The sequence below is a fragment of the Blautia segnis genome, from assembly GCF_014287535.1.
Classification (GTDB): Bacteria; Bacillota; Clostridia; order Lachnospirales; family Lachnospiraceae; genus Blautia_A; species Blautia_A acetigignens.
The window spans coordinates 1-25,361 of sequence record NZ_JACOOT010000018.1 but is presented as its reverse complement, the minus strand read 5'-3'; the positions used below and the strand labels follow the sequence as shown (position 1 = coordinate 25,361).

General features: G+C 45.7%; 18 protein-coding genes, 1 rRNA gene and 1 other annotated feature. All 19 genes read right to left on the bottom strand.

Features of this window, described 5'->3' with window-relative positions; genetic code table 11:
- Positions 1 to 19: 19 nt before the first annotated feature.
- Positions 20 to 1,258 (bottom strand): hypothetical protein, encoded by a 1,239-nt coding sequence (locus H8S54_RS08075; RefSeq protein WP_021924461.1) that lies wholly within the window; start codon positions 1,256 to 1,258, stop codon positions 20 to 22.
- Positions 1,255 to 2,079: a PP2C family protein-serine/threonine phosphatase gene (locus tag H8S54_RS08070; protein WP_186901237.1), complete on the bottom strand. Its 825-nt coding sequence runs from the start codon at positions 2,077 to 2,079 to the stop codon at positions 1,255 to 1,257. The genes H8S54_RS08075 and H8S54_RS08070 overlap by 4 nt, the downstream gene beginning before the upstream one ends.
- A gap of 14 nt (positions 2,080 to 2,093) precedes the next feature.
- Positions 2,094 to 3,845, bottom strand: coding sequence for a serine/threonine-protein kinase (locus H8S54_RS08065; RefSeq protein ID WP_186901236.1), 1,752 nt, complete (start codon positions 3,843 to 3,845; stop codon positions 2,094 to 2,096).
- 170 nt (positions 3,846 to 4,015) lie between these two features.
- Positions 4,016 to 5,131, bottom strand: a complete 1,116-nt coding sequence (locus H8S54_RS08060; RefSeq protein WP_207725598.1) for a M20/M25/M40 family metallo-hydrolase — start codon at positions 5,129 to 5,131, stop codon at positions 4,016 to 4,018.
- Positions 5,132 to 5,203: 72 nt separating this feature from the next.
- Positions 5,204 to 5,962 carry an amino acid ABC transporter ATP-binding protein gene (locus H8S54_RS08055; protein ID WP_021924465.1) on the bottom strand — a complete coding sequence of 253 codons (759 nt, stop codon included), beginning with the start codon at positions 5,960 to 5,962 and terminating at the stop codon, positions 5,204 to 5,206.
- Positions 5,949 to 6,701: an amino acid ABC transporter permease gene (locus tag H8S54_RS08050; protein ID WP_021924466.1), complete on the bottom strand. Its 753-nt coding sequence runs from the start codon at positions 6,699 to 6,701 to the stop codon at positions 5,949 to 5,951. Before H8S54_RS08050 ends, H8S54_RS08055 begins: the two co-directional genes overlap by 14 nt.
- A gap of 25 nt (positions 6,702 to 6,726) precedes the next feature.
- A complete protein-coding gene (locus H8S54_RS08045) occupies positions 6,727 to 7,245 on the bottom strand; it encodes a GNAT family N-acetyltransferase (RefSeq protein ID WP_207725597.1) in 519 nt (172 codons plus the stop codon).
- A gap of 24 nt (positions 7,246 to 7,269) precedes the next feature.
- The gene (locus tag H8S54_RS08040; RefSeq protein WP_186901235.1) at positions 7,270 to 8,127 is read right to left on the bottom strand and encodes a transporter substrate-binding domain-containing protein; all 858 of its coding nucleotides are present in this window, start codon (positions 8,125 to 8,127) and stop codon (positions 7,270 to 7,272) included.
- 37 nt (positions 8,128 to 8,164) lie between these two features.
- Positions 8,165 to 9,400 (bottom strand): glutathione S-transferase C-terminal domain-containing protein, encoded by a 1,236-nt coding sequence (locus H8S54_RS08035; protein WP_117854869.1) that lies wholly within the window; start codon positions 9,398 to 9,400, stop codon positions 8,165 to 8,167.
- Positions 9,401 to 9,878: 478 nt separating this feature from the next.
- Entirely contained in the window at positions 9,879 to 13,607 is a 3,729-nt protein-coding gene (gene rpoC / locus H8S54_RS08030; RefSeq protein ID WP_186901234.1) for a DNA-directed RNA polymerase subunit beta', read from the bottom strand.
- Positions 13,608 to 13,624: 17 nt separating this feature from the next.
- Positions 13,625 to 17,479, bottom strand: coding sequence for a DNA-directed RNA polymerase subunit beta (gene rpoB / locus H8S54_RS08025; protein ID WP_117854809.1), 3,855 nt, complete (start codon positions 17,477 to 17,479; stop codon positions 13,625 to 13,627).
- Between the two features lie 173 nt (positions 17,480 to 17,652).
- Positions 17,653 to 19,974: a right-handed parallel beta-helix repeat-containing protein gene (locus H8S54_RS08020; protein ID WP_186901233.1), complete on the bottom strand. Its 2,322-nt coding sequence runs from the start codon at positions 19,972 to 19,974 to the stop codon at positions 17,653 to 17,655.
- Between the two features lie 176 nt (positions 19,975 to 20,150).
- The gene (gene rplL, locus H8S54_RS08015; RefSeq protein WP_117854804.1) at positions 20,151 to 20,522 is read right to left on the bottom strand and encodes a 50S ribosomal protein L7/L12; all 372 of its coding nucleotides are present in this window, start codon (positions 20,520 to 20,522) and stop codon (positions 20,151 to 20,153) included.
- Between the two features lie 67 nt (positions 20,523 to 20,589).
- Positions 20,590 to 21,105, bottom strand: coding sequence for a 50S ribosomal protein L10 (gene rplJ, locus H8S54_RS08010; protein ID WP_117854801.1), 516 nt, complete (start codon positions 21,103 to 21,105; stop codon positions 20,590 to 20,592).
- A 31-nt stretch (positions 21,106 to 21,136) separates the two neighbouring features.
- Positions 21,137 to 21,273, bottom strand: a sequence feature (ribosomal protein L10 leader region).
- A gap of 42 nt (positions 21,274 to 21,315) precedes the next feature.
- On the bottom strand, positions 21,316 to 21,504 hold the full coding sequence (locus H8S54_RS08005; RefSeq protein WP_021924909.1) for a DUF6472 family protein: 189 nt from the start codon (positions 21,502 to 21,504) through the stop codon (positions 21,316 to 21,318).
- A gap of 110 nt (positions 21,505 to 21,614) precedes the next feature.
- Positions 21,615 to 21,893 (bottom strand): kinase, encoded by a 279-nt coding sequence (locus tag H8S54_RS08000; RefSeq protein WP_243000405.1) that lies wholly within the window; start codon positions 21,891 to 21,893, stop codon positions 21,615 to 21,617.
- A complete protein-coding gene (locus H8S54_RS07995) occupies positions 21,880 to 23,190 on the bottom strand; it encodes a sensor domain-containing diguanylate cyclase (RefSeq protein ID WP_181987671.1) in 1,311 nt (436 codons plus the stop codon). The genes H8S54_RS08000 and H8S54_RS07995 overlap by 14 nt, the downstream gene beginning before the upstream one ends.
- Positions 23,191 to 23,561: 371 nt before the next feature.
- Positions 23,562 to 24,968, bottom strand: a complete 1,407-nt coding sequence (locus H8S54_RS07990) for an MATE family efflux transporter (protein WP_243176716.1) — start codon at positions 24,966 to 24,968, stop codon at positions 23,562 to 23,564.
- Positions 24,969 to 25,193: 225 nt separating this feature from the next.
- Positions 25,194 to 25,361: ribosomal RNA gene (locus H8S54_RS07985) — 23S ribosomal RNA — on the bottom strand; the annotation flags it as partial.

Below are 25,361 nucleotides of genomic sequence, written 5' to 3'. Positions count from 1 at the left end.
CGTTGACCGCTGCGTCCCCTTACTCCGCTTTCCCCTCATCTTCTCCCTCTTCATAGGATTTCTCCCAGATCTCGGAGAACACTGCCAGCGGACAGTCTGTAAGCAGACACATCAGCAAAAAGCACTCATACGGATTCACAATATAAATCTCACTCATTCCGCATTTCTTCAGAATGCCCTGGGCTTCTTCTATAAAATGATGGTAACGGTCATAGGGATCGTCATCCTCCATCTCCTGGGACACAATAAAGAATTCGATTGTGAGAAGGTCAAAACGCTCCACCGGGAATTTGTGGTTCAGAATATTGGTAATTCTCTGCCTGCTGAAACGCTTCTGACTGAAATGCTTGGCCAGAATGGAAGCAGACATTTTCTTCAGGTTTCCCATACGGTTGATAGGAATACCATTGCAGATTACCTTCTCAAGATCAGAGGGCGTGATATTCTCTGCTTTCCAGATCTTATTCCGTCCCTTCTCCTCCTCATCCTTCTGGTACATGGCTGCAATAATTTCCTTTGCGCGCTGCAAAAGCCGCTGAAATTCCTGGAAAGCCTGACTCTTCTCGTTCATAGGATCGTCCCATCCGGCTTTCAGGCATGCTAGATATTGAAGAAGCTTCTTCTCTGTATCAATGATAAACTTCCCGCTCATCGCTTCTGCCACAATATCATTATGAGCTGCTGGCTCTATGGTCTTATAGCGATCTTTGTACTCTTCTGCCTTGCTGTAGGGAAGCTGCCTGCTGTAGCAGTACCAGTAGATTACCTCCTCCGGATTGTGAAAATCAAAATCCTGCTCCTTGAGCACTCTGGTAAGGAAATCCGATACATCCTCTGCACTCATGCGAAGCCCAAAGCCCAGAAGAAAAACCGTCTCTCTCTTCACAGAAGCCTGGGTCAGCCAGTTATTCACCAGTGCCGGAAGCTTGGTAGAAGTAGGGTTCATGGACTTGGGCGTATAAGTTTCCTTAAAGGATTCCACCGCAATATCCCTGTATATCTCCTGGGGCACTTCCCCGTAAGGCTCCTCAAGGCCTGCACGCTCATAAATATATCTCTTCAGATGATCTCCAAAGGAAACCAGCTCCATCTCCTTGTAGAGATAATGGAAGATCACTTCTGCATCTTCATCTTCAAAGCTCTCCAGGCTCACCACCTGCCGGAACCTTTGCGCCGCCCTTCTGGTAAATTCAAAATCTTTCACTGCGTCAAATGCCACAGTCTGTTCGAAATCAAGATCCTGCATACGATTTTTCATAATACATCACCTTCATTTTCTTTTTTGTTCTGGCGCAGCCAGGCTCTGAGCGGATGATTCTCACGCTGGATTTCACAGAGAATGATCGTGGTATTGTCTCTGGCGCCTTTCTCCAGAACCTGATCCATAAGAATCTGCACCGTGTCTCCAACAGATTCGCCGGAAGCCATAGCCGTTTCGATTTCCTTATCCGAAAGCATATCGGTCACCCCGTCTGAACAGAGAAGATAACGGTCTCCCTCCTGATATTCCAGAGCCTTTACAGAAGGTTCCAGCTTCATCTCGCTTTCCTCCACTCCCAGAAACTGGGTCAGAGGAGCTTTCCCAAACATATAGCTTCTCAGAACATGATCACTGGAAATCTGCCGGATCTGCCCCTGGCTCTGCTGATAGATCCGGCTGTCCCCAAGATTACAGATATAGACAGACTTCCTGGCAAACACGATCATCGCCATGGTCGTTCCCATGGCATTGATCCGGTTGCTTGCGCTGTAGCTGCACACTGCCTGATTCATAATCCGGCAGGCCTCCAGAAGAAAATTCTCCGGCTGTCTGCGCAGCTTCCCCTTATTTTGTCCATAGTATTTCCCGAATTCCTGGGACGCCAGATAAGCTGCCATCTCGCCCTGGCTCTCTCCTCCCATTCCATCGAAAACGATCAGCACCGGAAAGCTCTCCCGAAGCCGCTCACCGCCGCGCACTTCCTGCATTCCCAGATTCTGGGACGGAAGAATCTCCCCACAGCACCAGAAATTATCTTCATTATTTGATCGCACTTTCCCCGCATGGCAGGTATAAGCATAATTAATACGGTATGTCATATGATTCCTCTTCGCTATTCATCCAGCTGTTCCAGAGCATTTTTCCAGTATTTCTCTCCGCGTTTGGTATACTCTGTACTGTCATTTTCCTTGTCATGGACAACGCCGTCCGTATCGATCCAGCGGATCATCTTGCCGCGCTTATCATAATAATAAAGTTCTTTTTTATTGCCGGTCCATATGTATGCAAAAAACAGTCTCTCATCCCAGTAATAATATTCCTCATAAACACCGTCCTCAGAAGTTTCCGGATAGATCAGTGCTTTTATAAGTTTGCCGTTGCTGTCATAGTAGCGAAGTCGGTCGCCTTCCTTGCCCACTTCCTTACAATCGGCCAGTTCCTCCACAATGGTATTCGCCTGTTCCTTAATGGTCTGGATTGCTGTGGAAAAATCATCGATCTGAGCCGTGCTGTTGTCATTGGCTTCCAGCACTTCCATAACCATGTTGGTGTTCTGTGCCTTCCGGTCCTCGTCATGAATCAGCTTCACATAAACGCCAACAATAATGCATGCTGCCAGCACCACAACCGCAATGGAAATGGTCCATGGAGAAATCCTTCTCTCCTGCTGCAGTGCCTGCCGCTTCTGTCTGGAAGCTGCCTCTGATCTGTCTTCTTTGCGAAGGCTTTTGGATGGCTTCGGCTCCTTTGCGTCCCTGGAGTTCTTTTTCTCCTTCTCTTCTTCCTGACGGATGGCTTTCTCAATCTGCGGTTCTTCTGCCACCTGGGTCCGTTCCATTTTCTCAGCACCTGGTTCTTCCACCACATAATTCTTCTGGTGCCGCTGCTCTATATCACGGGCATCAGCCAGCTGCCACTGGGAGCGTTCCCACTCCTTGGCTGCATTCACAGGTGCGATCCGCAGGCTTTCCAGATCCTGAAGCATATCCTCCGGTTTCCGGTAACGCTTCTGTGGATCATAGGCACATGCCTTCAGTATAATATGGGAAAAGGCAGCGCTTGCCCGGGATGGTGCCGGCATCTTCTCCCCGGCCATGCGCCGTGCCAGTGCATTCTCCTTATCCCGATAGGTAATCAGCTGCTTATCCAGAGACAGAAACGGAAGCCTGTTCTGGTTCATCAGCTTATATAGCACGATTCCAAGGGAATAGATATCAATGCTGCTGTCGTATTTCTCACCTTTATAAATCTCAGGTGCCATGTAGGAGTAGGTACCCTTCTTGGACATATTCCCCACTGTGTGCGCCTGCTCTCTGGCAATTCCAAAATCTCCCAGCTTAAAGTCACCGAATCTGGATACAAAAATATTCTCCGGCTTTACATCCCTGTGAATAATATTCAGCTTCCGGCAGTAAATTAATGCCATGCTAAGATCACAGCCAAGTTTCATTACCTCTTTCTCAGTAAGCTCCTTGCCTGTGCAGTAATCCATAAAACTGGTCAGATATTCCATTCGGATGTAAATATCCCAGCCGATCTCGTCCAGATATTCCACCACTTTAAAATCTTCAAAGGATACAATATGGGAATTTCCGCAGAAATGCTCCATCGTATATATTTCCTGAACGCAGTCCTCCACCAGGTTTCGAAAATATTCTCTGGTAGACTGCTCATCATTCATCTCTGATCTTACGCTGTCAAGCTCTCCCTTATTACCGGGAATCGATATAATCTTAATGGCCGAATAAAAAGTGCGTCCACGCTCTGTCCGCTGCGCCTTATATACTTTCCCAAAAGAGCCTTCCCCTATTTTCTCTACAAGCTGCCACTCTGGCCAGACAGAAACCGGAACCCCTTTCTCCATACAAGCCCCTCCTTTCCCAAAAAGAAAGTCGATTGCTGACCACAATCATCATCCCCGGAACTGCTGCCCGGGTTTTCGTAATATTATACTAGAATATTACCACAAATGATAGTCCCGCCTGTATTTTTCTCTATCCATATCTTTCCAGCCTTTCATTGGCAGGATGTCTGTCATTTTTCTGCGGTGCAGAGGTTTACCAGAATCTCAGACACCTGCCGTATTTCCGGGATGCTGCAGTATTCGCTGCAGCTGTGCACCTGGTTCATGGAGGTGGCGATTACCAGCCCTTCGATTCCGTGCTGGGCAAACACATTGTTGTCGCTTCCCCCGAAGGTTTTCTCGAATTCTGGCTCAAGGCCTGTTTTTTCCACTGCTTTCCTGTAATTTTCTGCAGCTTTTCCGCCAAGATCCGTCTCATATGCAATAATATTCAGCTTTTCTTCCCATTCAAACACTGCTCTGGCCTTCTCTGCCTCTTCCTGGAAAATCTCATGGTACTCCTTAAGAAGCTTCATGGCAATCTCATGATTCAGACTGCGGATCTCCCCTTTCGCCGTGCAGGCTTCTGGTACAATGTTGGTTCCTGTTCCCCCTGCAAAAACACCGATGTTGGCAGTTGTATTTTCATCAATCCTGCCCTGGGGAAGTCTGGCGATGGCTTTGGCTGCTGCCTGGATGCTGTTGATTCCTTTTTCCGGGTAAAATCCGGCGTGGGCAGCCTTTCCCTTTACAGAGGCAGAAAAAGAAATTAAAGTTGGGGCAGCGTAAGCGGCTGCTCCGATTTTGCCGCTAAGATCCAAAGCGTAAGCCTCTTTGGAGCGGACTTTGCTGTAATCGAAAGCATTTGCTCCTTTGCAGTACAGCTCTTCCCCGGTTGTGATCAAAATCTCCACCGTCCTGTGAGGAATGTTCTTCTCTTTCAGATAGCGGACTGCCTCATAGATTGCGGTAACACCGGCAAGGTCGTCTGCACCAAGGACTGTAGTTCCGTTGCTTGTCACAGTTCCGTCCGGGTGAAACACCGCTTTTTTGTTCCGGGAAGGCTCTACTGTATCCATATGCACGCCAAGAAGCAAAGGTTCTGATCCAGCCTCCCCTTCCAGCCGGGCAAAAAGATTGCCTGCATTGGACCCTGTTGCCTCTCCGGTCTGGTCCTCCTCCAGCTCTACGCCGATTTCTCCAAATAATTTCTTCAGGTAGTCTGCCATCTCCCGTTCCTTTAAGGATGGGGAATCAATGGATACCAGTTTGCCAAATACTTCTGCTATTTTCTCATTTTCTCTCATAATCGCAATTGCAAAAAACAGCTGCGCGATACAGCTGTTTTATTCTCCTTTTTGAAATTTTCAGGTGTTCGTTTAAATCATGTACTCCGGCTGTGCCATAATATTCATCTTTCGGAAAAATTCCTGGGTACGCGGGTTCGTCGGGTGGTCGAATACTTCCTTCGGTGTTCCGTCCTCCACCACATGTCCCTTGTCCAGGAAAATCACACGGTTGGATACATGACGGATAAAGTTCATCTCATGGGATACCAGAAGCATAGTGTAGCCCTGTGCTGCAACCTTGCGGATGACGTCCAGCACCTCGCCAACCAGCTCCGGATCCAGTGCGGAGGTAGGCTCATCCAGAAGAAGGATCTGCGGCTTCATTGCAAGGGCTCTTGCCAGCGCAACTCTCTGCTGCTGTCCGCCCGACAAATGCTTGGGATAATGATTTGCCCAGGGTGCCATGCCTACCAGCTTCAGCTGCTCGATGGCAATCTCTCTTGCCTGCGCCTTTGACATCTTCTTTACCACGATCAGACCTTCCATTACATTCTCAAGAGCTGTTTTTTTCTCAAAAAGATTAAAACGCTGGAATACCATTCCTGTATTCTGTCTCAGATATAAAAGGTCTTTTGGCTTTTTCTCGGAAAGATCAATGGTTTTATCCCCGATGGTCACAGTGCCCCGTTCCGGTGTTTCCAGGCGGTTCACGCAGCGAAGAAGGGTGGATTTACCGGTTCCGGAAGGACCAATGATTCCCACTACATCGCCTTTTTTGATATCTAGGCTGATGTCATCCAGGACAACATTATCATTAAATTTTTTTGACAAATGATCAATTTTTATCATGGGTTGCGTCCTCCTCGGCAAAGTTTACCAGCTCCACCTGATCCGGAATACGAATCTTATTTTCAATTATACGGATCAGCTGCTCAATAATCAAGGTAATTACCCAGTAAATAATAGCAAGTGATACGTAAACCTCGAAATAGCGGTATGTTTTTCCTGCAATAATCTGGCCCTGTGCGGTAATCTCCACAACTGCGCAGGTGAAGGCCAGTGATGTTCCTTTGATAATGCTGATCAGGGCATTTCCCAGTGTAGGAAGCGCTACCTCAAAAGCTTCCGGAAGAATGATCCTGCGAAGTGCCTGCGGATAAGTCATTCCAAGTGCGTGGGCGGCTTCAATCTGTCCATTGTCTACGGACTGAAGTGCGGAACGGATGATCTCTGCCATAAAGCCAGCCTGATTCAGTCCAAGTGCGATCATTGCATAGGCAATTCCAGGAATGTCTGCCACTGCAAGATTGGTGCCGAATTTCTGGTTGATGGCTTTGAAAAACATTGGGATTCCAAAGAATGCCACATACAGCTGTACGATTACAGGAGTTCCTCGAAGGAGAGAAATCAGAAGGTTGGTAAGCTGTGTCAGTACCTTGATCTTATGCATTTTTATGATCGCCATCACAAGTCCTAAGATCAGCCCCAGAAGCATGGAAAGCACTGCCAGCTCCAAAGTGATTGGTAATTTTCCCAGCAATTCCGGGATCGATGTGAATACCAGTGATACGTCAAATAATTTTCCCATGATTTTTCTCCTACAAGTTCAGTTTCTATAAATATTTTTCTACAAGCACACAGGTAAATCCAAAAGGTCCCGGCGCATTCTTCGGTCTGGAAGGCTCCTGCTTCGGCTTCTCTTCCTGTTTATGATGCTTGTCGTATACGGACGGGTCCACCTCCGGGTTCAGCTGATAACCCAGCTTTTCATAGAAACCAGCAGCACGGTCCTGGCTGCTGATCACGATGTGGTTTACTCCGTACTCTTTTAACCAGTTCTCTGCTTCCTGGATCAGGATTCTGCCGTAACCGCCTTTTTGTTTTTCCCGGACGACGCAGACACGTTCGATCTTGCCGGTCTTCTCGTCTGGAAAAGCGATTCGGCAGCCTGCCACTGGCTTGTGATCCTCAATCAGGATCACAGCCTGCAGGTCCTCTTCCTTTTCGTCATGGGAAAATTCCAGCTCTATGGGAATGCTCTGTCCCACGCAGAAGGCATCTGTCCTCACGTAATCATAAGCTTTGTATTTCCAGGTCTCTGCCCCTTTTTCTATGCGATAAATTTCCACCATGATCGTTCTCCTTGCATCTATGATTTAGTTGATTGTCTCTTCGAAGTATTTCTCGTCCGGGCTTGTGTCTTTTCCAAGATATTTCTCGGTGATCTCAGCTAAGGTGCCGTCCTCTTTCATTTCCTTCAGCGCTGCGTCCACATCCTCGCGAAGAGCTGCGCCCTCCTCATTTTTTCCAAAGAGAAAATAGGTGTTGTTCTGTGGGAAAAGGAATTCCTGTGTTTCGTCGTCAATTGGATTTGGAACCAGCTGTCCCTCCAGTCCAAAGTTTGGAAGAAGGTTGTCGATCAGCGGGCCATCGTCAATGGCAACGTCTGTAACACCGTCTACAATGTTCTGGTAACGAACCTGGAAATTGGTGTTGTCGTAAACGATCTCGATCTGATGATCCGGGTTCTCCTCATTCCATTGCTCCAGTGCATTGGCTGTCAGGCTTCCGGCTGTCAGCTCGATCTTGTAGCCTCTGTCTGCCAGATCCTGAAGGGAGGTCAGCGGCTCATCATCTGCCCGCTGAATGTACTCATTAAAACTTGTCTTATATGGGAAAGAGAAGTAATAGGATTCTGCTCTCTCGTCTGTGTAGCCGTAATTGTTGATTGCAATGTCATACTGGCCGCTGATTACGCCCTGTAGTGCATCTGCTGTATCAATCTGAAGCTCATACTGAGGAAGACGGTTAAAAACCTCTTTCACAATGTCAATATCAACTCCTGTCAGTTCATTGTCATCTCCTACATAAAAGTAAGGAGCCAGGGAACCGCTTGTAACACCTTTGATCACCTTTACGTCGGAATCTGCAAATACGCTGACTGCACCGCCTGTAAGGCTTGCTGCTGTCACACCTGCCAGTAAAACTGCTGTTAATCTATTAAATCTTTTCATAATCTCTATCCTCTCTCGTAAATTTTTTGCCTGATTCTCATAAAAGTCCCTTCAGCGGGTTAATGGATGCGTCCACGGATAAGGTTCCATTCTTCGGATTTCTGTCTTCCCATTTCGGGCTGTTCCAGATAGTCTTGGAAATGGGGCCTGCGTAATCCTCGTAGGTCTCTCCTTCCGGATGGCGAAGGAATAACTCATCTGGTGTTTTGCTTAATTTTCTTCTCTCGCCGTCGTCTGCCCAAAGCTTTTCGAAATCAACTTTTGAAAGGATTCTGTCGTTGTATCCACGGAAAAGAACCTCTCCTAATTTCTTTCTGGGGCCGTCCAATGCAAGTACCTGCGGATCGCTTCCGTGGCGGAATGCCGGGATTGCGTAGAGCTCTCTTAAGTAGCCCCAGATGTTTTTGTAATCACGGATTGGCTTTTTCACCGGACCGATGTTATGGAAATAGCTTACATCCCAGCGTACCAGGGTAACATAAACGCGGACATCGCTGTCTGTAATGTAATCTCCGAAAAGGAAACGGTTTGTTTCCAGTCTCTTATCCAGCTTCTCAAGTGATTCATAAAAATCTTCATATGCTTCATCATAAGCCTCCGGTGACTGGCAGAATGCCATGCGGTAATGTCCGTTGTTTACATGTGGGAAAAGCCAGTCGTTAAATTCATCGATTTCTTTACGGAATTTCTTCGGGTACAGGTCCGGCGCATCCTTTGGCTGGAAGGGACGGAACTGAACTTCAATGTAGTTTGTAAGACGATGATAATCGTTGTTTACTGCTTTCTTTTCTTTGATGTCTACCAGAGTTGGGGTGGTAGCTCTTCCTTTGAAATCCGAATTGGCTCTTTTGTAAAACTCGCTTAAGAAGTAAGCGCCTGTCTTGGGATCCTTGAATCCTGGCTGATCTCCAAATGCATGTCCGTAGCGGTTAGTCTCGCCGGAATGAGTCACTCTGGTATCTGAGATCACATCCTGAAGTCCAAGAAGATCTCTTACAATGATCGGTCTGTTTGACCAGTTGCATCCGGTTGCCCAGTAGATTCCGTAACGGTTTGCCTCTGCTTTCAGGTCTCCCTCTTCATCACCGAATGGCTGGATAAAAGCGTTTGGCTGTCTGATAAATGCGCCTCTCTCATCGATTTCTACTAAAGTTTCATTTGGTCTTGGATCAACTCCAACTTCTTTCGCAAACTGCTCTGCAAGTGCATCTGTATATTTTACTTCTTCCTTAATTTCCTCTGCTGGTGAAAAACTGCATCCGCATCCACTCATTTTATTTTCCTCCGAATTGTCTGATTTTCTAAAAATGGGTACAAAAATAGCAGGTCCCATATCCGAATCCCTGCTTCAAAAAACTTCTTTGTTCTTATATAGCATCAACGCATATGTATGTAAATCTGTTCTATTTTCTTTCTGTCTTCATGGAGCCGCAACAACAGCAACAACACATAACCTCTTTTTCCATCTTCATGCTGCAACACATCTTCGCGGTTCTAATTGATACTGTCATATTGGTTTCTCCTTTCCTAGTAACTCGATATGTTTTATATATTTCTCTTGATGTTGCTTATTATAAAACAGAACTTCACCATATGCAACCCCTAAATAGCGTTTTGGGAATCGCAGTTTTATAGAGCTAGTTATAGCTTTACGCTATAACAGGTGGGATTTTTGGGCACACTTCAGCTGTAAAAAGGCAAAAAAATCCCCCAGAGCAACATTTCTGTCACCCTGAGGGATCCTAATTCATTTATTCTTCACTGTCGTCAGCGGAGTCAACCTCTTCATCATCGAATGCATCCTCATCCTCTGCGTCTTCCGGAGTTTCACTGATCTCCAGATCTTCAGAATCTTCCGCTACATCAAGCATGTCCTGATCGTCATCCATCTCGTCGAATTCGATTTCTTCCGGCTCCTCCGGCATTCCTGTATCAAGCTCTACATCGCTGTAGCACTTCATACCTGTACCAGCAGGAATCAGTTTACCGATGATAACGTTCTCTTTCAGACCGATCAGATGGTCAACCTTACCCTTGATCGCAGCTTCAGTCAGAACCTTAGTGGTCTCCTGGAAGGAAGCAGCTGACAGGAAGGAATCGGTTGCAAGAGACGCCTTGGTGATACCAAGCATTCCCTGTTTTCCAACTGCAGGACGTAAGCCCTCAGCTTCCAGTTTCTCATTTACTTCCTCATACTCAAGGAAGTCAACAAGTGTTCCTGGCAGGAACTCGGAGTCTCCGTTGTCCTCGATGCGGATCTTCTTCAGCATCTGGTGAACGATAACCTCGATATGCTTATCGTTGATCTCAACACCCTGGAGACGGTATACACGCTGAACCTCACGAAGCATGTAATCCTGAACGGCACGAACACCCTTGATTCTAAGGATATCATGCGGGTTTACACTACCTTCGGTAAGCTCATCACCAGCTTCCATAACCTGTCCGTCCATGATCTTGATACGGGAACCGTATGGGATCAGGTAGGTCTTGGATTCTCCAGACTCCGAATCTGTTACGATGATCTCTCTCTTCTTCTTGGTGTCGTTGATTGTAGCAACACCAGGAATCTCAGTGATAACGGCAAGTCCTTTCGGCTTTCTTGCCTCGAAAAGCTCCTCGACACGAGGAAGACCCTGCGTGATATCTCCACCGGCAACACCACCAGTATGGAAAGTACGCATGGTCAGCTGTGTACCAGGCTCACCGATAGACTGTGCTGCGATAATACCGATGGATTCACCAACCTGTACCGGTTCTCCGGTAGCCATGTTGGCACCATAACATTTCGCACACACACCCACCTTGCACTTACAGCTAAGGATGGTACGGATCTTAACCTGCTCTACAGCACCTCCGGTAATGTTGTCCACGCCCTCTTTCATGATACGTGCGGCACGCTTCGGAGTAATCATATGGTTTGCTTTTACAAGGATTTCACCGTCTTTATTCTTAATGGTCTCGCAGGAGAAACGGCCTGTGATACGATCCTGAAGGCTCTCGATCTCCTCCTTGCCATCCATGAAACCTTTTACATACATACCGGAAATCTCGGATCTGTTCTCACAGCAGTCCATCTCACGTACGATCAGGTCCTGAGATACGTCAACAAGACGTCTTGTCAGGTAACCGGAATCGGCTGTACGAAGAGCAGTATCGGAAAGTCCTTTACGAGCTCCATGAGCGGACATGAAGTATTCCAGTACGTCCAGACCTTCACGGAAGTTTGACTTGATAGGAAGCTCGATTGTATGTCCGGTTGTATCGGCCATCAATCCACGCATACCAGCAAGCTGTTTGATCTGCTTATCAGATCCACGGGCACCGGAGTCAGCCATCATGAAGATGTTGTTGTACTTATCAAGTCCGGACAGAAGTGCGTGAGTAAGCTCATCATCAGTCTTCTTCCATGTATCAACAACCTCTTTGTAACGCTCTTCCTCGGTAATAAGACCACGTTTGTAGTTCTTGGTAATCTTGTCTACAGTATCCTGGGCAGCTTTAATCATCTGCGGCTTCTGCGGCGGCACGGTCATATCAGAAATAGATACAGTCATGGCAGCTCTTGTAGAATACTTGTAACCCATAGCCTTGATAGCATCCAGAACCTCAGCGGTCTTGGTTGCTCCGTGAGTGTTAATAACTTTTTCAAGAATCTGTTTCAGCTGTTTCTTACCAACCAGGAAGTCAACCTCAAGAAGAAGCTCATTTCCCGGAATGCTTCTGTCAACAAATCCAAGATCCTGCGGAAGGATCTCATTGAACAGGAAACGTCCCAGTGTAGACTGTACATTGCCTGTGAAAGTGCTTCCATCCGGCATTACCTTGCTGGTACGTACAAGAATCTTGGACTGCAGGGTAATTACCTGGTTCTCATATGCCAGAATTGCCTCGTTTACGCTCTTGAAGAACTTGCCTTCACCCTTATTTCCAGGTCTTTCCTGGGTCAGATAATAGATACCAAGGACCATATCCTGTGAAGGAACGGCTACCGGGCCACCATCGGAAGGTTTCAGAAGGTTGTTCGGAGACAGAAGCAGGAAACGGCACTCTGCCTGTGCTTCCTGGGAAAGCGGAAGATGGACAGCCATCTGGTCACCATCGAAGTCAGCGTTGAAAGCGGTACAAACAAGCGGATGAAGCTTAATCGCCTTACCTTCTACAAGGATCGGCTCGAACGCCTGGATACCCAGACGATGCAGTGTAGGTGCACGGTTCAGCATAACCGGATGCTCTTTGATAACATCTTCGAGAACATCCCATACAGCTGGCTCAAGCTTCTCTACCATCTTCTTAGCATTCTTAATATTGTGAGAGGTACCGTTTGCTACCAGCTCTTTCATTACGAAAGGCTTGAACAGCTCGATTGCCATCTCTTTCGGAAGACCGCACTGATAAATCTTCAGCTCAGGTCCAACGACGATAACGGAACGTCCGGAGTAGTCAACACGCTTACCAAGAAGGTTCTGACGGAAACGTCCGGATTTACCTTTCAGCATATCGGAAAGGGATTTCAGGGCTCTGTTTCCAGGACCTGTTACCGGGCGGCCGCGGCGGCCATTGTCGATCAGGGCATCAACTGCTTCCTGAAGCATACGTTTCTCATTGCGGACAATGATATCCGGAGCACCAAGCTCAAGAAGTCTCTTCAGACGATTGTTACGATTAATGATTCTTCTGTACAGGTCATTCAGGTCAGATGTTGCGAAACGTCCGCCATCCAGCTGTACCATAGGACGAAGATCCGGCGGGATTACAGGAACAACGTCAAGGATCATCCACTCAGGACGGTTGCCTGACTCACGGAAGGACTCAACAACCTCAAGACGTTTGATGATTCTTGCACGCTTCTGGCCTGTTGCCTTAACCAGCTCTGCCTTTAATTCAGCGGAATCCTTCTCAAGGTCGATTGCCATAAGGAGCTCCTTGATGGCCTCAGCACCCATGCCCACACGGAAGTTGTTTCCGTAGGACTCACGGGCATCCTGATACTCTCTCTCAGTCAGGATCTGCTTGTACTGGAGTCCGGAATCAGCCGGATCCAGTACGATATAGTTTGCAAAGTAAAGGACTTTCTCCAGTGTTCTTGGAGTCAGATCCAGGATAAGTCCCATACGGGACGGAATACCCTTGAAATACCAGATATGGGAAACAGGAGCAGCAAGCTCAATGTGACCCATACGCTCTCTACGAACGGAAGCCTTGGTAACCTCAACGCCGCATCGGTCGCAGACAACACCTTTATAACGGATTTTCTTATATTTACCACAGTGGCACTCCCAGTCCTTGCTCGGTCCGAAAATTCTTTCACAGAAAAGTCCGTCTTTCTCCGGTTTCAAGGTACGGTAGTTGATGGTTTCCGGTTTTAAAACCTCACCTCTTGACCACTCTCTGATCTTTTCCGGGGACGCCAGTCCGATTTTAATGGCATCAAAAGTCATTGGCTGATATGTTTCATTGGTATTGGTTGATTCTGCCATGTATTCTTTTCCCCTTTCTACTCTTCGATATCATCGTAGGAATCGTCGATTTCGGATTCATAATCCTCATCTTCGTCCTCGTCCACATCAACAAGCTCCTCACCGTCAAACTCCTGCTTGGTGTAGCCGTGTTTGCTGAAGGATTCCTGGTCTCTGTGTCCTCTGGAATCTCCCTCGATAACTGCTCGAAGGTCGGTTTCGCCGTAATCTACATTCTCCATGATCTGAACTTCTGTCTGATCATCCTTGAGTACGCGCACATCCAGGGCCAGGGACTGAAGCTCTTTAAGAAGTACCTTAAAGGATTCCGGAATACCAGGCTCAGGAATATTGTCACCCTTGATGATTGCTTCATAAGTCTTCACACGACCGACAACATCATCGGATTTAACTGTCAGGATTTCCTGGAGTGTATAGGATGCACCATATGCCTCCAGAGCCCAAACCTCCATCTCTCCGAAACGCTGTCCACCGAACTGGGCTTTACCACCCAGAGGCTGCTGTGTAACCAGAGAGTAAGGACCTGTGGAACGGGCATGGATCTTATCATCAACCAGATGATGCAGCTTCAGGTAATGCATGTGTCCGATTGTGGTCGGGCCATCGAAGAACTCTCCGGTACGTCCGTCACGGAGCTGAACCTTACCGTCTCTGGAGATCGGAACTCCCTTCCACAGTGCTCTGTGGGCTTTGTTCTCATCCAGATACTGCATTACATCAGGTGCCAGAATATCTTTGTATTTCTCACGGAACTCCTCAAAGTCCTCTGTATTTACATAGTCATTTGCAAGTTCCAGTGTATCCTGGATATCATTCTCGTTTGCACCATCGAATACCGGTGTGGAAATGTTAAAGCCAAGTGCCTTGGCAGCAAGGCTTAAGTGGATCTCCAGGACCTGTCCGATGTTCATACGGGAAGGTACACCCAGAGGATTCAGCACGATATCCAGCGGACGGCCGTTCGGAAGGAATGGCATATCCTCAACCGGAAGTACTCGGGAAACGACACCCTTATTACCATGACGACCAGCCATCTTATCACCAACGGAGATCTTTCTCTTCTGTGCGATGTAAATACGTACAGACTGATTTACTCCAGGAGACAGCTCGTCACCATTTTCTCTTGTGAATACCTTGGCATCTACAACGATACCGTACTCACCATGAGGTACCTTAAGGGAAGTATCACGAACCTCACGTGCCTTCTCACCGAAGATTGCACGAAGAAGTCTCTCTTCTGCTGTAAGCTCAGTCTCTCCCTTAGGAGTTACCTTACCTACCAGGATATCCCCTGCACGAACCTCTGCACCGATACGGATGATTCCGCGCTCATCAAGATCCTTGAGTGCGTCATCACCAACGCCTGGAACATCACGGGTGATCTCTTCCGGTCCCAGCTTGGTATCACGTGCTTCTGCTTCATATTCTTCAATGTGAACAGATGTGTAAACATCGTTCTGAACAAGTTTCTCACTTAAAAGTACCGCATCCTCGTAGTTATAACCTTCCCAGGTCATAAATCCGATCAGAGGGTTCTTACCAAGGGCAAGCTCTCCCTGAGAGGTAGACGGACCATCTGCAATAACATCTCCTGCTTCAACGTGCTCGCCCTGATTTACGATCGGACGCTGGTTGTAGCAGTTGCTCTGGTTACTGCGCATGAATTTGGTAAGATGATAATCATCCTTTGTTCCGTCATCATTCTTGATACTGATATCAGTAGATGTGGAACGAAGTACAGTACCGGACTTTCTTGCAACGATGCAGACACCGGAGTCAACAGCTGTCTTGGCTTCCATTCCTGTACCAACAACCGGTGCCTCTGTAGTAAGAAGCGGAACGGCCTGACGCTGCATGTTGGATCCCATCAGCGCACGGTTCGCATCGTCGTTCTGAAGGAATGGGATCAGGGCTGTAGCTACAGAGAATACCATCTTAGGAGATACGTCCATGTAATCAAACATCTGACGCTCATACTCCTGAGTCTCTTCGCGGAAACGACCGGAAACGTTCTTACGAACGAAATGTCCCTCTGCGTCAAGTGCCTCATTCGCCTGTGCTACATGGTAGTTATCCTCTTCATCTGCTGTCATGTAAACAACTTCGTCGGTTACACGCGGATTCATAGGATCTGTCTTATCAATCTTACGGTAAGGTGCCTCAACAAATCCGTACTGATTCAGCTTTGCATAGGATGCAAGGGAGTTGATCAGACCGATGTTCGGTCCCTCAGGAGTCTCGATCGGGCACATTCTTCCGTAATGGGAATAGTGAACGTCTCGAACCTCGAATCCGGCTCTGTCTCGTGACAGACCGCCAGGTCCAAGTGCGGAAAGACGTCTCTTATGGGTCAGCTCACCAAGCGGGTTATTCTGATCCATGAACTGTGACAGCTGGGAAGATCCAAAGAACTCTTTTACAGCAGCTGTAACAGGTTTGATATTGATCAGGGACTGCGGGGAAATGCTCTCCACATCCTGTGTTGTCATTCTCTCACGAACCACACGCTCAAGTCTGGAAAGACCGATACGGTACTGGTTCTGAAGCAGCTCACCCACCGCACGGATACGACGGTTTCCTAAGTGGTCGATATCGTCGTCATTTCCAATGCCGTATTCCAGATGCATATTGTAGTTAATGGAGGCAAAAATGTCTTCTCTTGTAATATGCTTCGGAATCAGATCATGGATATCTCTGCGGATAGCAGCAATTCTGTCCTCAAGTGTGTCATTTTCTTCCAGAATTTTTTCGAGTACAGGGTAGTATACTAACTCTGTAACACCAAGCTCTTCCAGGTTCTCGATTTCTGGCAGATAGTGATGCATGTCTACCATTAAGTTGGAAAGAACTTTAATTCTGCGGTCTTCTTCACCCTGGATCCATACAAATGGAACTGCAGCGTTCTGAATGGCATCAGCCAGTTCTCTGGTCACGATCTGGCCAGCCTCTGCCAGGATCTCGCCTGTAGAGCCTTCCACCACATCATCAGCCAGTTTGTGGCCAACAATTCGTTTATTAAAATGAAGCTTTTTATTAAATTTATAACGTCCGACCTTGGCAAGATCATATCTTCTCGGATCAAAGAACATCGCATTGATCAGGCTCTCTGCGCTCTCAACTGCAAGCGGCTCGCCTGGACGGATTTTCTTATACAGCTCAAGAAGACCTTCTTCATAATTTGTAGAAGTATCTTTTGTAAAACTTGCAAGGATCTTCGGCTCTTCACCAAACAGATCGATGATCTCTGCATTGGAGCCAACACCAAGTGCACGGATCAGTACAGTGATCGGAACCTTTCTGGTTCTGTCCACACGTACATAGAACACATCATTGGAGTCAGTCTCATATTCCAGCCATGCTCCTCTGTTAGGAATTACTGTACAGGAAAACAGTCTTTTACCGATTTTATCGTGTGCAATGGCATAATAGATTCCAGGGGAACGTACTAACTGGCTGACAATAACACGCTCAGCACCGTTAATAACGAAGGTTCCTGTCGCAGTCATAATCGGCAGGTCTCCCATGAAAATCTCGTGTTCGTTGATCTCTTCTGTTTCCTTGTTAATCAGTCTCACTCGAACCTTCAAAGGTGCGGCATAAGTTACGTCACGTTCTTTACACTGCTCGATGGTATATTTAGCATCTTTTTCATCAAATGTGAAGCCGATGAACTCGAGACTGAGCTTTCCGCCGTAGTCTGCGATTGGAGAAATATCATCGAACACTTCATTCAATCCTTCGTCGAGAAACCACTGGTAAGAATCCTTCTGGACCTCGATCAAATTCGGCATTTCCAGGACTTCTTTTTGTCTCTGGTAGCTCATTCGCATGCTTTTTCCAGTTTTTACAGAACGAATTCTGTTTTTTTCCATTGACGTTTCACCCCTGTTTTATTTTATTTATTACAACATCAGCCAGCCCTGCTTACTAAGCATAGTAGGCATATCTTGCCATAATATAGCATTCTTCACTATAGCACAACAAAAAAAGCCTGTCAAGCACTTTTCCTGTTGTTTTTTTAATTTATTTCAATTTGAAGCAGTCTTTATAATACTTTCTGCTCTGTGTAGGAACGGTTTCCATATTTATCTGTCAGCAGCAACAGAAGCACGCTTCCTTTTTTCTGTTTTGGAATGGAGACACTGTATCTTCCTCTGGAAGTAACATTGCCCTGTCCGATCCTTTTGTTTCCGGATTTTGTCACAACATATACAGTAAGCCTTCTGCCTCCTGCTGCCGTTCCGGTAATTCTTGCGGTGTTTCTGGTGATTCTTGCGGATGCTGGAAGCCTTACCAGAACAGAACCTGTACTGTTCCTGGAATAGACGGCATAGGAACTTCCATTATTCCGCAGCCGGTTTTGCTGACTGCCTGAAATCCTGGACTGGACGATCCGCAGACCGCAGTTCCCGTTTCCTGTGATCGTATTTCCATAAAGGGATTTTAGCTGACTGGAGATCACCTGTACTCCATAGCGTTTTACAGTAGTTACGTTATTAGATTTTATATCAGTATCGCCAATATTTTTCAGGTATATTCCGTCTAGTCTGCAGTCAGATACCTTATTGGATATCACCTGACATTTCTTGCTGTCCAGAACCACAATTCCGCTTTTATTGCTGACACCAACATCATTTTTGCTGATTACAGTACCTGTACTTCCCGTTCCAATGTAGATTCCATCATTTAAAGTGTTATTTATAATATTTCCCGTAATTTTATTGTCTGTTGAAGCAGCATTCAATGTCCTGCCGCCGTTATTAGCACATATTCCATTCCCCTTGCAGTCACCAATCTTATTACTGCTTATCACATTTCCAGATGATCCGGCCAAATAAATTCCCGTGATAGAAAAGGAACTGGCATGCACTAATGAAATCCGGTTTTTGTTTACCACACAATTATCTGCAAGATACATGTAAATTGCATTGCCTACATCAGAAACTAAATTGTTCTCTACCGTAACATTTGTTACTTTATAGATTCCTTCTGGTATACCAGCTGCATTCGCATTCACTTTACTGCCCTGTATTTGGATTCCATATCCCTTCCATCTTTTTCCATTAATTTTATCTGTATTAGAAATAAATATCCGATTATTTTTCACAGAAATATTGGATGAATACTGATTTCCAGCAGTTCCCGGCGCTGCGTCAGGTGCCAGATGGGTATTGGGCGTATACATGCTGCATACAAGTACTCCGCCGCCTACATGTTCCATCGTGTTGTCTTCCACTGCGGAGTCCACATAGTTCAAGCACCATACCGCACGCTTGCGGATGTTTCGGAAAGTGTTATTGCGGATCTGGATGTTTCGATACGGACGGTCGTAAACCATGCTGTGGCTTCCCACGCCTGCAAAAACATCCTCGAAAGTATTATTCTCAATCAGCACATTTTCACAGACAGCACCGTCGAACGGCTGATATCTTGGGAAAATATAGTCCAGGCAGGCATCCAGCTGAATACATTCCTGTCCGCCGCCCTCATAATCTTTCCAGTAGCCACGGAAGGTGCAGCCGGTCACTACAGCATCCTTCACACCTGCAAGTTCAAGGAAATGAGACTTCAGGTTGTTAAGAAAGGTGACATTCTTCACGGTTATATTGGTAGCATGTCCAATACGGAAGCCAACGAAACCGCCTGGATTCTCCTTGCCTTCTACATTCTGATAGTTCAGATCCCAGGTTCCGCCATCAATGGTAACATTCCGATAGCCATTATAGCCGCCATCAGAAAGCACTTCTTCCCCAAGCCGGAGAATAATGTGCTTGTTGGTGCTGCTCTTCGTGATAACTGCACCCTGGGCATAAAGAGTCATATTGCTGTACAGATGAATGGTATTGGAAATATAATAATTTCCCGGAGGAATGATCACTTTACAGGGAGACACATCTGTAGCACGCTGCCCCATAAATTTCAAAACAAGGTTCAGCACATTGGTGATATCAGTTCCATCCTGGACATCCAGGGTAACCTCTGTGGCATCTGCCGGAATTTTGGCAAGAATTTCTGCTTCCTCTTCGGAAAGATCGGCAGCCTGTACTTCTGCCTGTGCCTCATCCGAGCTTCCATCTGTGAATGCCATCTCGTCACTGCTGCCGCTGAAAAAAGCAGCCTCACTTTGCTGTTCTTCTGAATCAGATCCAAAGCTTGCCTCAGCTTCTTCTCCGCTTTCCGGCAGCATCTCCGGATCATCTGTGTCATCCGGAACCTGCACTTTCTCAGTTCCGTCTGTGTAAAAACTATCACTTTCAGTCGTATCGGAAAACTCAGCTGCAATTTCCGGTGCCTCTGCATAAGCAGCTCCGCTGCAGCCCAGTTCCAATGACAATCCCAACAGAATTCCAGCCACAAGTCTCTTCATATTCATCCTCCTGCCTTAAATCATCATAGTCTTTCCCTGCAGGATCCTTTATGTAAAAAAGAAATATCATCTGTTTCCCTTTTACATAAAGGATCCTCGCTGACAAAATCCTTTGCAAAAAAAATCCCCGCAGTTGCCTGCAAACAGACTTCTGCGGGGAGCTTGGTTCGCTTAAATTATTTAAGAGTAACTTTAGCGCCTTCAGCCTCAAGTTTAGCTTTGATGTCCTCAGCCTCAGCTTTGGAAGCGCCCTCTTTAACTGCTTTAGGAGCACCATCAACAACTTCTTTAGCTTCTTTAAGACCTAAGCCTGTGATCTCACGAACAACTTTGATAACTTTAACTTTGTTAGGACCTACTTCTGTAAGCTCTACGTCAAACTCATCTTTCTCCTCTGCTGCCTCAGCTGCACCAGCTGCTGCTACAACAACGCCTGCTGCTGCGGATACACCGAACTCTTCCTCGCAAGCTTTTACTAAATCATTTAACTCTAATACAGATAACTCTTTGATTGCTTCGATAAACTCAGCTGTTGTTAACTTTGCCATTATAATTTTCCTCCATTTTTAAAATTTTTGTGGAATCAATGATTCGATTCAGCGGCAGATTCTTAAATTATTCTGCTGCTGGAGCCTCTGCTGCACCCTCGCCCTGCTGTTCTGCAATCTGATTAAGCACACGAGCAAAGTTGGTGATAGGAGACTGGATACTTCCAAGCAGTTTGCCGAGAAGTTCTTCTCTGGACGGGATCTGGGACAGAGCCTGGATTCCTGCCTGATCGTTGTAGTTACCCTCAACAATACCTGCAACTAATTCAAGTGCCGGATACTGTTTTGCAAATTTAGCAAGGATTCTTGCAGGAGCAGTAGCGTCTGTTGCAGAAATTGCAATAGCGTTTGTTCCATGTAAGTGCTTGTCAAGATCTGCACATGGAGTACCTTCAAATGCACGACGCATTAAAGTGTTCTTGTAAACCTTGTACTGTACGCCGGACTCTCTTAACTCTTTACGTAAAATAGTATCCTGCTCAACAGTAAGACCGCTGTAGTCAACCAGTACGACTGCCTGTGCGTCTTTAATGTTGTTTGCGATTTCTTCTACGATTGGCTGTTTCAGTTCTACTTTTGCCATGAAATGGTACACCTCCTTATAAAATTTGATATACCGCCAAAAAAAAGCCTTGCTGTAAGACAGCAAGGCTTAACGTAATTCTTACTTAAGAATACTTAGTCCTCGGTAGGCGTTTTAATCCTTATGCCTTACGGCACCTACTGTCTTCGGCAGCGTTCTGTAATAAAATACCATGTTCGTTTTTATTTGTCAATAGGTAATTTCATTTTTTTACATTTGTTTTCTTACTACCCGATATTCATCTCCCATGCGGAAATATGGACAATCGTGATTGGTTCCGGTAACAAAGCGGTACATCTCATCTTCATCCAGATTCATCTCACAGGTATAGCACTCATAATCGTCATCATAAGAATAATTTACACAGTACTCGCAGTTTACTCCCTGCTTGTTCTTCATTATTTATAAAACCTGCCTTTCTACAGGAATTTCATTATTCGGGAAAATTAGAGCATGTTTGAAAAAGGCTCTAAGGCTTCCCCCGAATCCATTTGGCGTTTTCGCTTTCGTCAGCTTCCTGGGAGCATATCCGGCCATGACAAAATTTCTCTGGCGATAATATTCTCATAATCACCCTCTATATCCTGGCTCCGTCCTGCTTCATAGATATTGGTCTCAGCGCCCCATACCCGGTCCTCATATTCCCATACATGGAATTTCAGTCCCCGGAAAAGGAAATCGAGGCTTCCGCAGCCGTCTGTCTCTGTATATTCATATTTAATGTTTTTCTTCTTTAATGCATCCTGTACGATCTGCAGCCGCATTTTGCACACCTCACTTTTCGTCATTCTTCTCTACAGTTCCGTTATCAACATGGATACGGTTCTTGCCTGTTTTCTTTGAAACATACATTGCATGGTCCGCAGACAGATACAGGTTTTCGTAATCCTGTCCTGCTGCAGGATAAGCCGCAGCACCAACACTGATGGTAAAATGCGGTTCCTCCTTGGAGGCCGCCAGCACATCCAGAATCTCAGCGCCCTTTGCTTCCGCATCTGCAGCGAATTCTGTATCCGTCATGAATACAATGAATTCATCACCGCCAAGCCTTCCCACAATATCATCCTTGCGGAAATTCTCTTTCAGAATCTTCACAAGATTGATCAGCGCCAAATCTCCCATGGCATGTCCCATAGTATCATTAACTGTCTTGAAATCATCAATATCGATCATGAACAGATAGCCTTTGCAGTTTTTGTTCTGCATAAGCTCACCAATCTTCGCTTCTGCGGATTTACGGTTGAGAGCTCCGGTCAGACCATCTATCGAAGCTTTTTCCAGCAAATCCTGTTCCTTGGTCATTTCATCCTGCACATCCGAAATCTTGCCAAGGAATACCTGGGGAGTACCAAGACGTCCGCGTACCAATCGGCCCATCCAGCGAACCCAGCGATAGTTGCCATTCTTATCCTTAAAGCGGATTACGAAATCGTCAATCTCATCTTTCTTATCTCCGATAGTGGAAAGAAGATTCTTTACCTTCTCTACATCATCCGGATGTACCATTGCAAAATCAGTGTCATTCTCAAATGGACGTATCTGGCCAATTTCCTTCAATCCAAACAAGGTGGTTATATTCGGAGTAAATACCAGTGTCTTATCCAGACAGTCGTATTCAAAAAGTACCGTGTCGGAAAACTCAGACAGAATATCGTATCGCGCCTGCCCCTTCATTGCACGCTTCTGTTGCTTCATATACAAGCGGCCAATCAGAATGATTATAATTGACATACAACCAAACAATGTTACTATTAAAGCACGATTTCCGTTAATAAGCATTGTTCTGTAATTTTTTATTTTATTGGAGCGATAGCCTGATACCAGAATACAATCTCTGTCTTCCAGTTTAGACGCCGCCAGATAAATATCTGATTTCTCTAATTCGGAAAATAAATACGGCTGTCCGAAAGTAAGATTTGCAAGGATATCTTCTATTTCCTCAATATCTTTGTCTTTGATCCGAATAGACCTCAATTCCGTGTCTACTGTATATTCGATATCAAAAATCTTCATATCGCCAGCCAGAATCACACCTTTAGAGTCACATAGGTAATGGAACACCCTGTTTTTATCCTGTTTAATCATTTCCCAGGCTTTCTCTAAACCAGCAGTTTCTCCCTGATCATCACAAAAAGCCTCTATTTCTGATAATGCCTCTGAATGAGCGGACAATAGAGTTTCTTCCATTAGTTCGGAAAAAACCCTCTCAGTTTTCTGACGATATCTTTTCATGAGGAACGTAGTCAAAAAAACCATCACCAGCAAACAAATTAAGACTATAAAAAACCATTGCCTTTTCGTTCTATATTCAGAATTATCTTTCATGCTTTTTTCCATATAATGACATCCAATCCTAATTAAAAGCTTTTATTTAAGTATAAATCTTGCACATAGCTCTGTCAAGTTAACCTTATATTACCTGTGAACAGTTACAAAACGTCACATACTTAGAGCCATTATCTATGGGCTGAAGTCATAGGATTCCATTTTCCGCTTAAATAGTGTCCTGCAAATAATATAAACAGCAGCAAATTATGCCCAATCATGCATCCCCAGGCAGAAATCAGTCCCATTCCCAGCATATGAATGCAGACAAATGTTCCCAAAATCCGAACTCCCCACATACCAACTACATTGAATACAAACGGCGTCACGGTTTTTCCCACACCTTGCATCATTCCTTCTATAACAATAGGAACTCCGTAAAATGGCTCGGAAACAGCAACCATACGAAGTACTGTACTTCCCAGACTAATAATCTGATCATCTGATGAAAAAAGCCTGATCAATACTGGTGCAAAAATGAACAAAAGCCCGCCTGAAACAACCATTAGTCCGATTTCTAATGGCATGATTGCTCTTGCAAGTCCGCTTAGCTTCTTATTATCATTAGCACCTAAAGCGTTTCCTGCCAGAGTGGCTGCAGCTGTCTGCATTCCCCAACCTGGGATGTAGAATGCTGATTCAACTGTATTTGCAATCGTGTGAGCCGCAGTTGCAGTTTCGCCAAGTGAATTAATCATAGATGCAAACGCTACGTAGCCAAGAGATGTTGCAAAACGCTGAAACATATTTGGTACTGCCACTTTCAGACATGGCTTAAGAACTGCCTTATCCAGCTTAAAGCTCTGTCCTTTGGGCGAAATATCCGGGTGTTTCCATAATTTAACTGTAATAGCTATGCCGCCAATGGTATATGCAATCGCACTTGCTGCTGCAGCGCCTTGAACACCCCATCCTGCACCTGGGATTAACACATTTTTTCCACCGATAGAAACTGTCCTTGTGGAATATATAAGAAAATAATTCAGCACAATGTTGATAACATTAAATGCAACGCCTACCTGCATAGGAGTTTTGGTATCACCCACAGCCCTGAGAACTGTTCCAAAAATAATATTTGCAGTTCTAAATAACATTGGGGAGTATAAAATCAAAAAATAGCTGGATGCCAGTCTTTGTATAGAAGGATCTACCTGCATCCATACTGGCACTTTGCTGCTAAGCCCGATTGTCAGAATTGTAAATAAAATTCCTACAATTAGAACTGTGATTACAGCCTGTGCAGAAGCTTTCTTAGCTTGCTGTTTTTTTCCAGCTCCCATTGACTGAGAAATGTATGCCAAAAATCCTACACTAATTGCAGAAATAGTACTGCCGATCAGCCAATTGACTGTGCTGGTAGCACCTACAGCCGCAGTAGCGCGAGTTCCAAGTACACCAACCATTCCTGTATCCATGTACTGCACAGCAGTCTGCATAAGCTGCTCTAGCATAGTTGGCCATGCCAGAGAGAAAATAATTGGCAGCATTTCCTTTGTGTCTTCATCTGTCCTTTTTAGTTTGTTTCTACTAAATTTCATCTGGTTTCTTCCTGTTTACTATTTTTCAAATCTTTACCAATCTATAAAAAAATCCAGGTAACAAAAAAACGATAACCAACCGGCTACCGTTTAAGTCCTGTACCTTCAAAACTACATACATGCTGTATCCTCTTCGGAATCTTTTCGAATCATTTCTCAACCTTGCGAATAAATCGGAAGTTCCATCTCACTTCGTTCGATGGAACGACCTTCGTGCTTAGCACTCAGGTCAAGCCCTCACCCTATTAGTAGCAGTCAGCTCCGTGCGTTGCCGCACTTCCACCCCTGCCCTATCTACCTCGTCGTCTTCAAGGGGGTTTACTTCTTTCGAATGGGACATCTCATCTTGAGGGGGGCTTCACGCTTAGATGCCTTCAGCGTTTATCCCTTCCG

What these genes read in the sequence shown, in the direction of transcription:
- H8S54_RS08040 (WP_186901235.1), bottom strand. Translation starts at nt 8,127, where the DNA reads ATGAAAAGATTTAATAGATTAACAGCAGTTTTACTGGCAGGTGTGACA.
- H8S54_RS08070 (WP_186901237.1), bottom strand. Translation starts at nt 2,079, where the DNA reads ATGACATACCGTATTAATTATGCTTATACCTGCCATGCGGGGAAAGTG.
- H8S54_RS08035 (WP_117854869.1), bottom strand. Translation starts at nt 9,400, where the DNA reads ATGAGTGGATGCGGATGCAGTTTTTCACCAGCAGAGGAAATTAAGGAA.
- H8S54_RS08075 (WP_021924461.1), bottom strand. Translation starts at nt 1,258, where the DNA reads ATGAAAAATCGTATGCAGGATCTTGATTTCGAACAGACTGTGGCATTT.
- rpoC (WP_186901234.1), bottom strand. Translation starts at nt 13,607, where the DNA reads ATGGCAGAATCAACCAATACCAATGAAACATATCAGCCAATGACTTTT.
- H8S54_RS08060 (WP_207725598.1), bottom strand. Translation starts at nt 5,131, where the DNA reads ATGAGAGAAAATGAGAAAATAGCAGAAGTATTTGGCAAACTGGTATCC.
- H8S54_RS08050 (WP_021924466.1), bottom strand. Translation starts at nt 6,701, where the DNA reads ATGGGAAAATTATTTGACGTATCACTGGTATTCACATCGATCCCGGAA.
- H8S54_RS07990 (WP_243176716.1), bottom strand. Translation starts at nt 24,968, where the DNA reads ATGAAATTTAGTAGAAACAAACTAAAAAGGACAGATGAAGACACAAAG.
- H8S54_RS08020 (WP_186901233.1), bottom strand. Translation starts at nt 19,974, where the DNA reads ATGAAGAGACTTGTGGCTGGAATTCTGTTGGGATTGTCATTGGAACTG.
- rpoB (WP_117854809.1), bottom strand. Translation starts at nt 17,479, where the DNA reads ATGGAAAAAAACAGAATTCGTTCTGTAAAAACTGGAAAAAGCATGCGA.
- H8S54_RS08065 (WP_186901236.1), bottom strand. Translation starts at nt 3,845, where the DNA reads ATGGAGAAAGGGGTTCCGGTTTCTGTCTGGCCAGAGTGGCAGCTTGTA.
- H8S54_RS08045 (WP_207725597.1), bottom strand. Translation starts at nt 7,245, where the DNA reads ATGGTGGAAATTTATCGCATAGAAAAAGGGGCAGAGACCTGGAAATAC.
- H8S54_RS07995 (WP_181987671.1), bottom strand. Translation starts at nt 23,190, where the DNA reads ATGATTAAACAGGATAAAAACAGGGTGTTCCATTACCTATGTGACTCT.
- rplL (WP_117854804.1), bottom strand. Translation starts at nt 20,522, where the DNA reads ATGGCAAAGTTAACAACAGCTGAGTTTATCGAAGCAATCAAAGAGTTA.
- H8S54_RS08005 (WP_021924909.1), bottom strand. Translation starts at nt 21,504, where the DNA reads ATGAAGAACAAGCAGGGAGTAAACTGCGAGTACTGTGTAAATTATTCT.
- H8S54_RS08000 (WP_243000405.1), bottom strand. Translation starts at nt 21,893, where the DNA reads ATGACGAAAAGTGAGGTGTGCAAAATGCGGCTGCAGATCGTACAGGAT.
- rplJ (WP_117854801.1), bottom strand. Translation starts at nt 21,105, where the DNA reads ATGGCAAAAGTAGAACTGAAACAGCCAATCGTAGAAGAAATCGCAAAC.
- H8S54_RS08055 (WP_021924465.1), bottom strand. Translation starts at nt 5,962, where the DNA reads ATGATAAAAATTGATCATTTGTCAAAAAAATTTAATGATAATGTTGTC.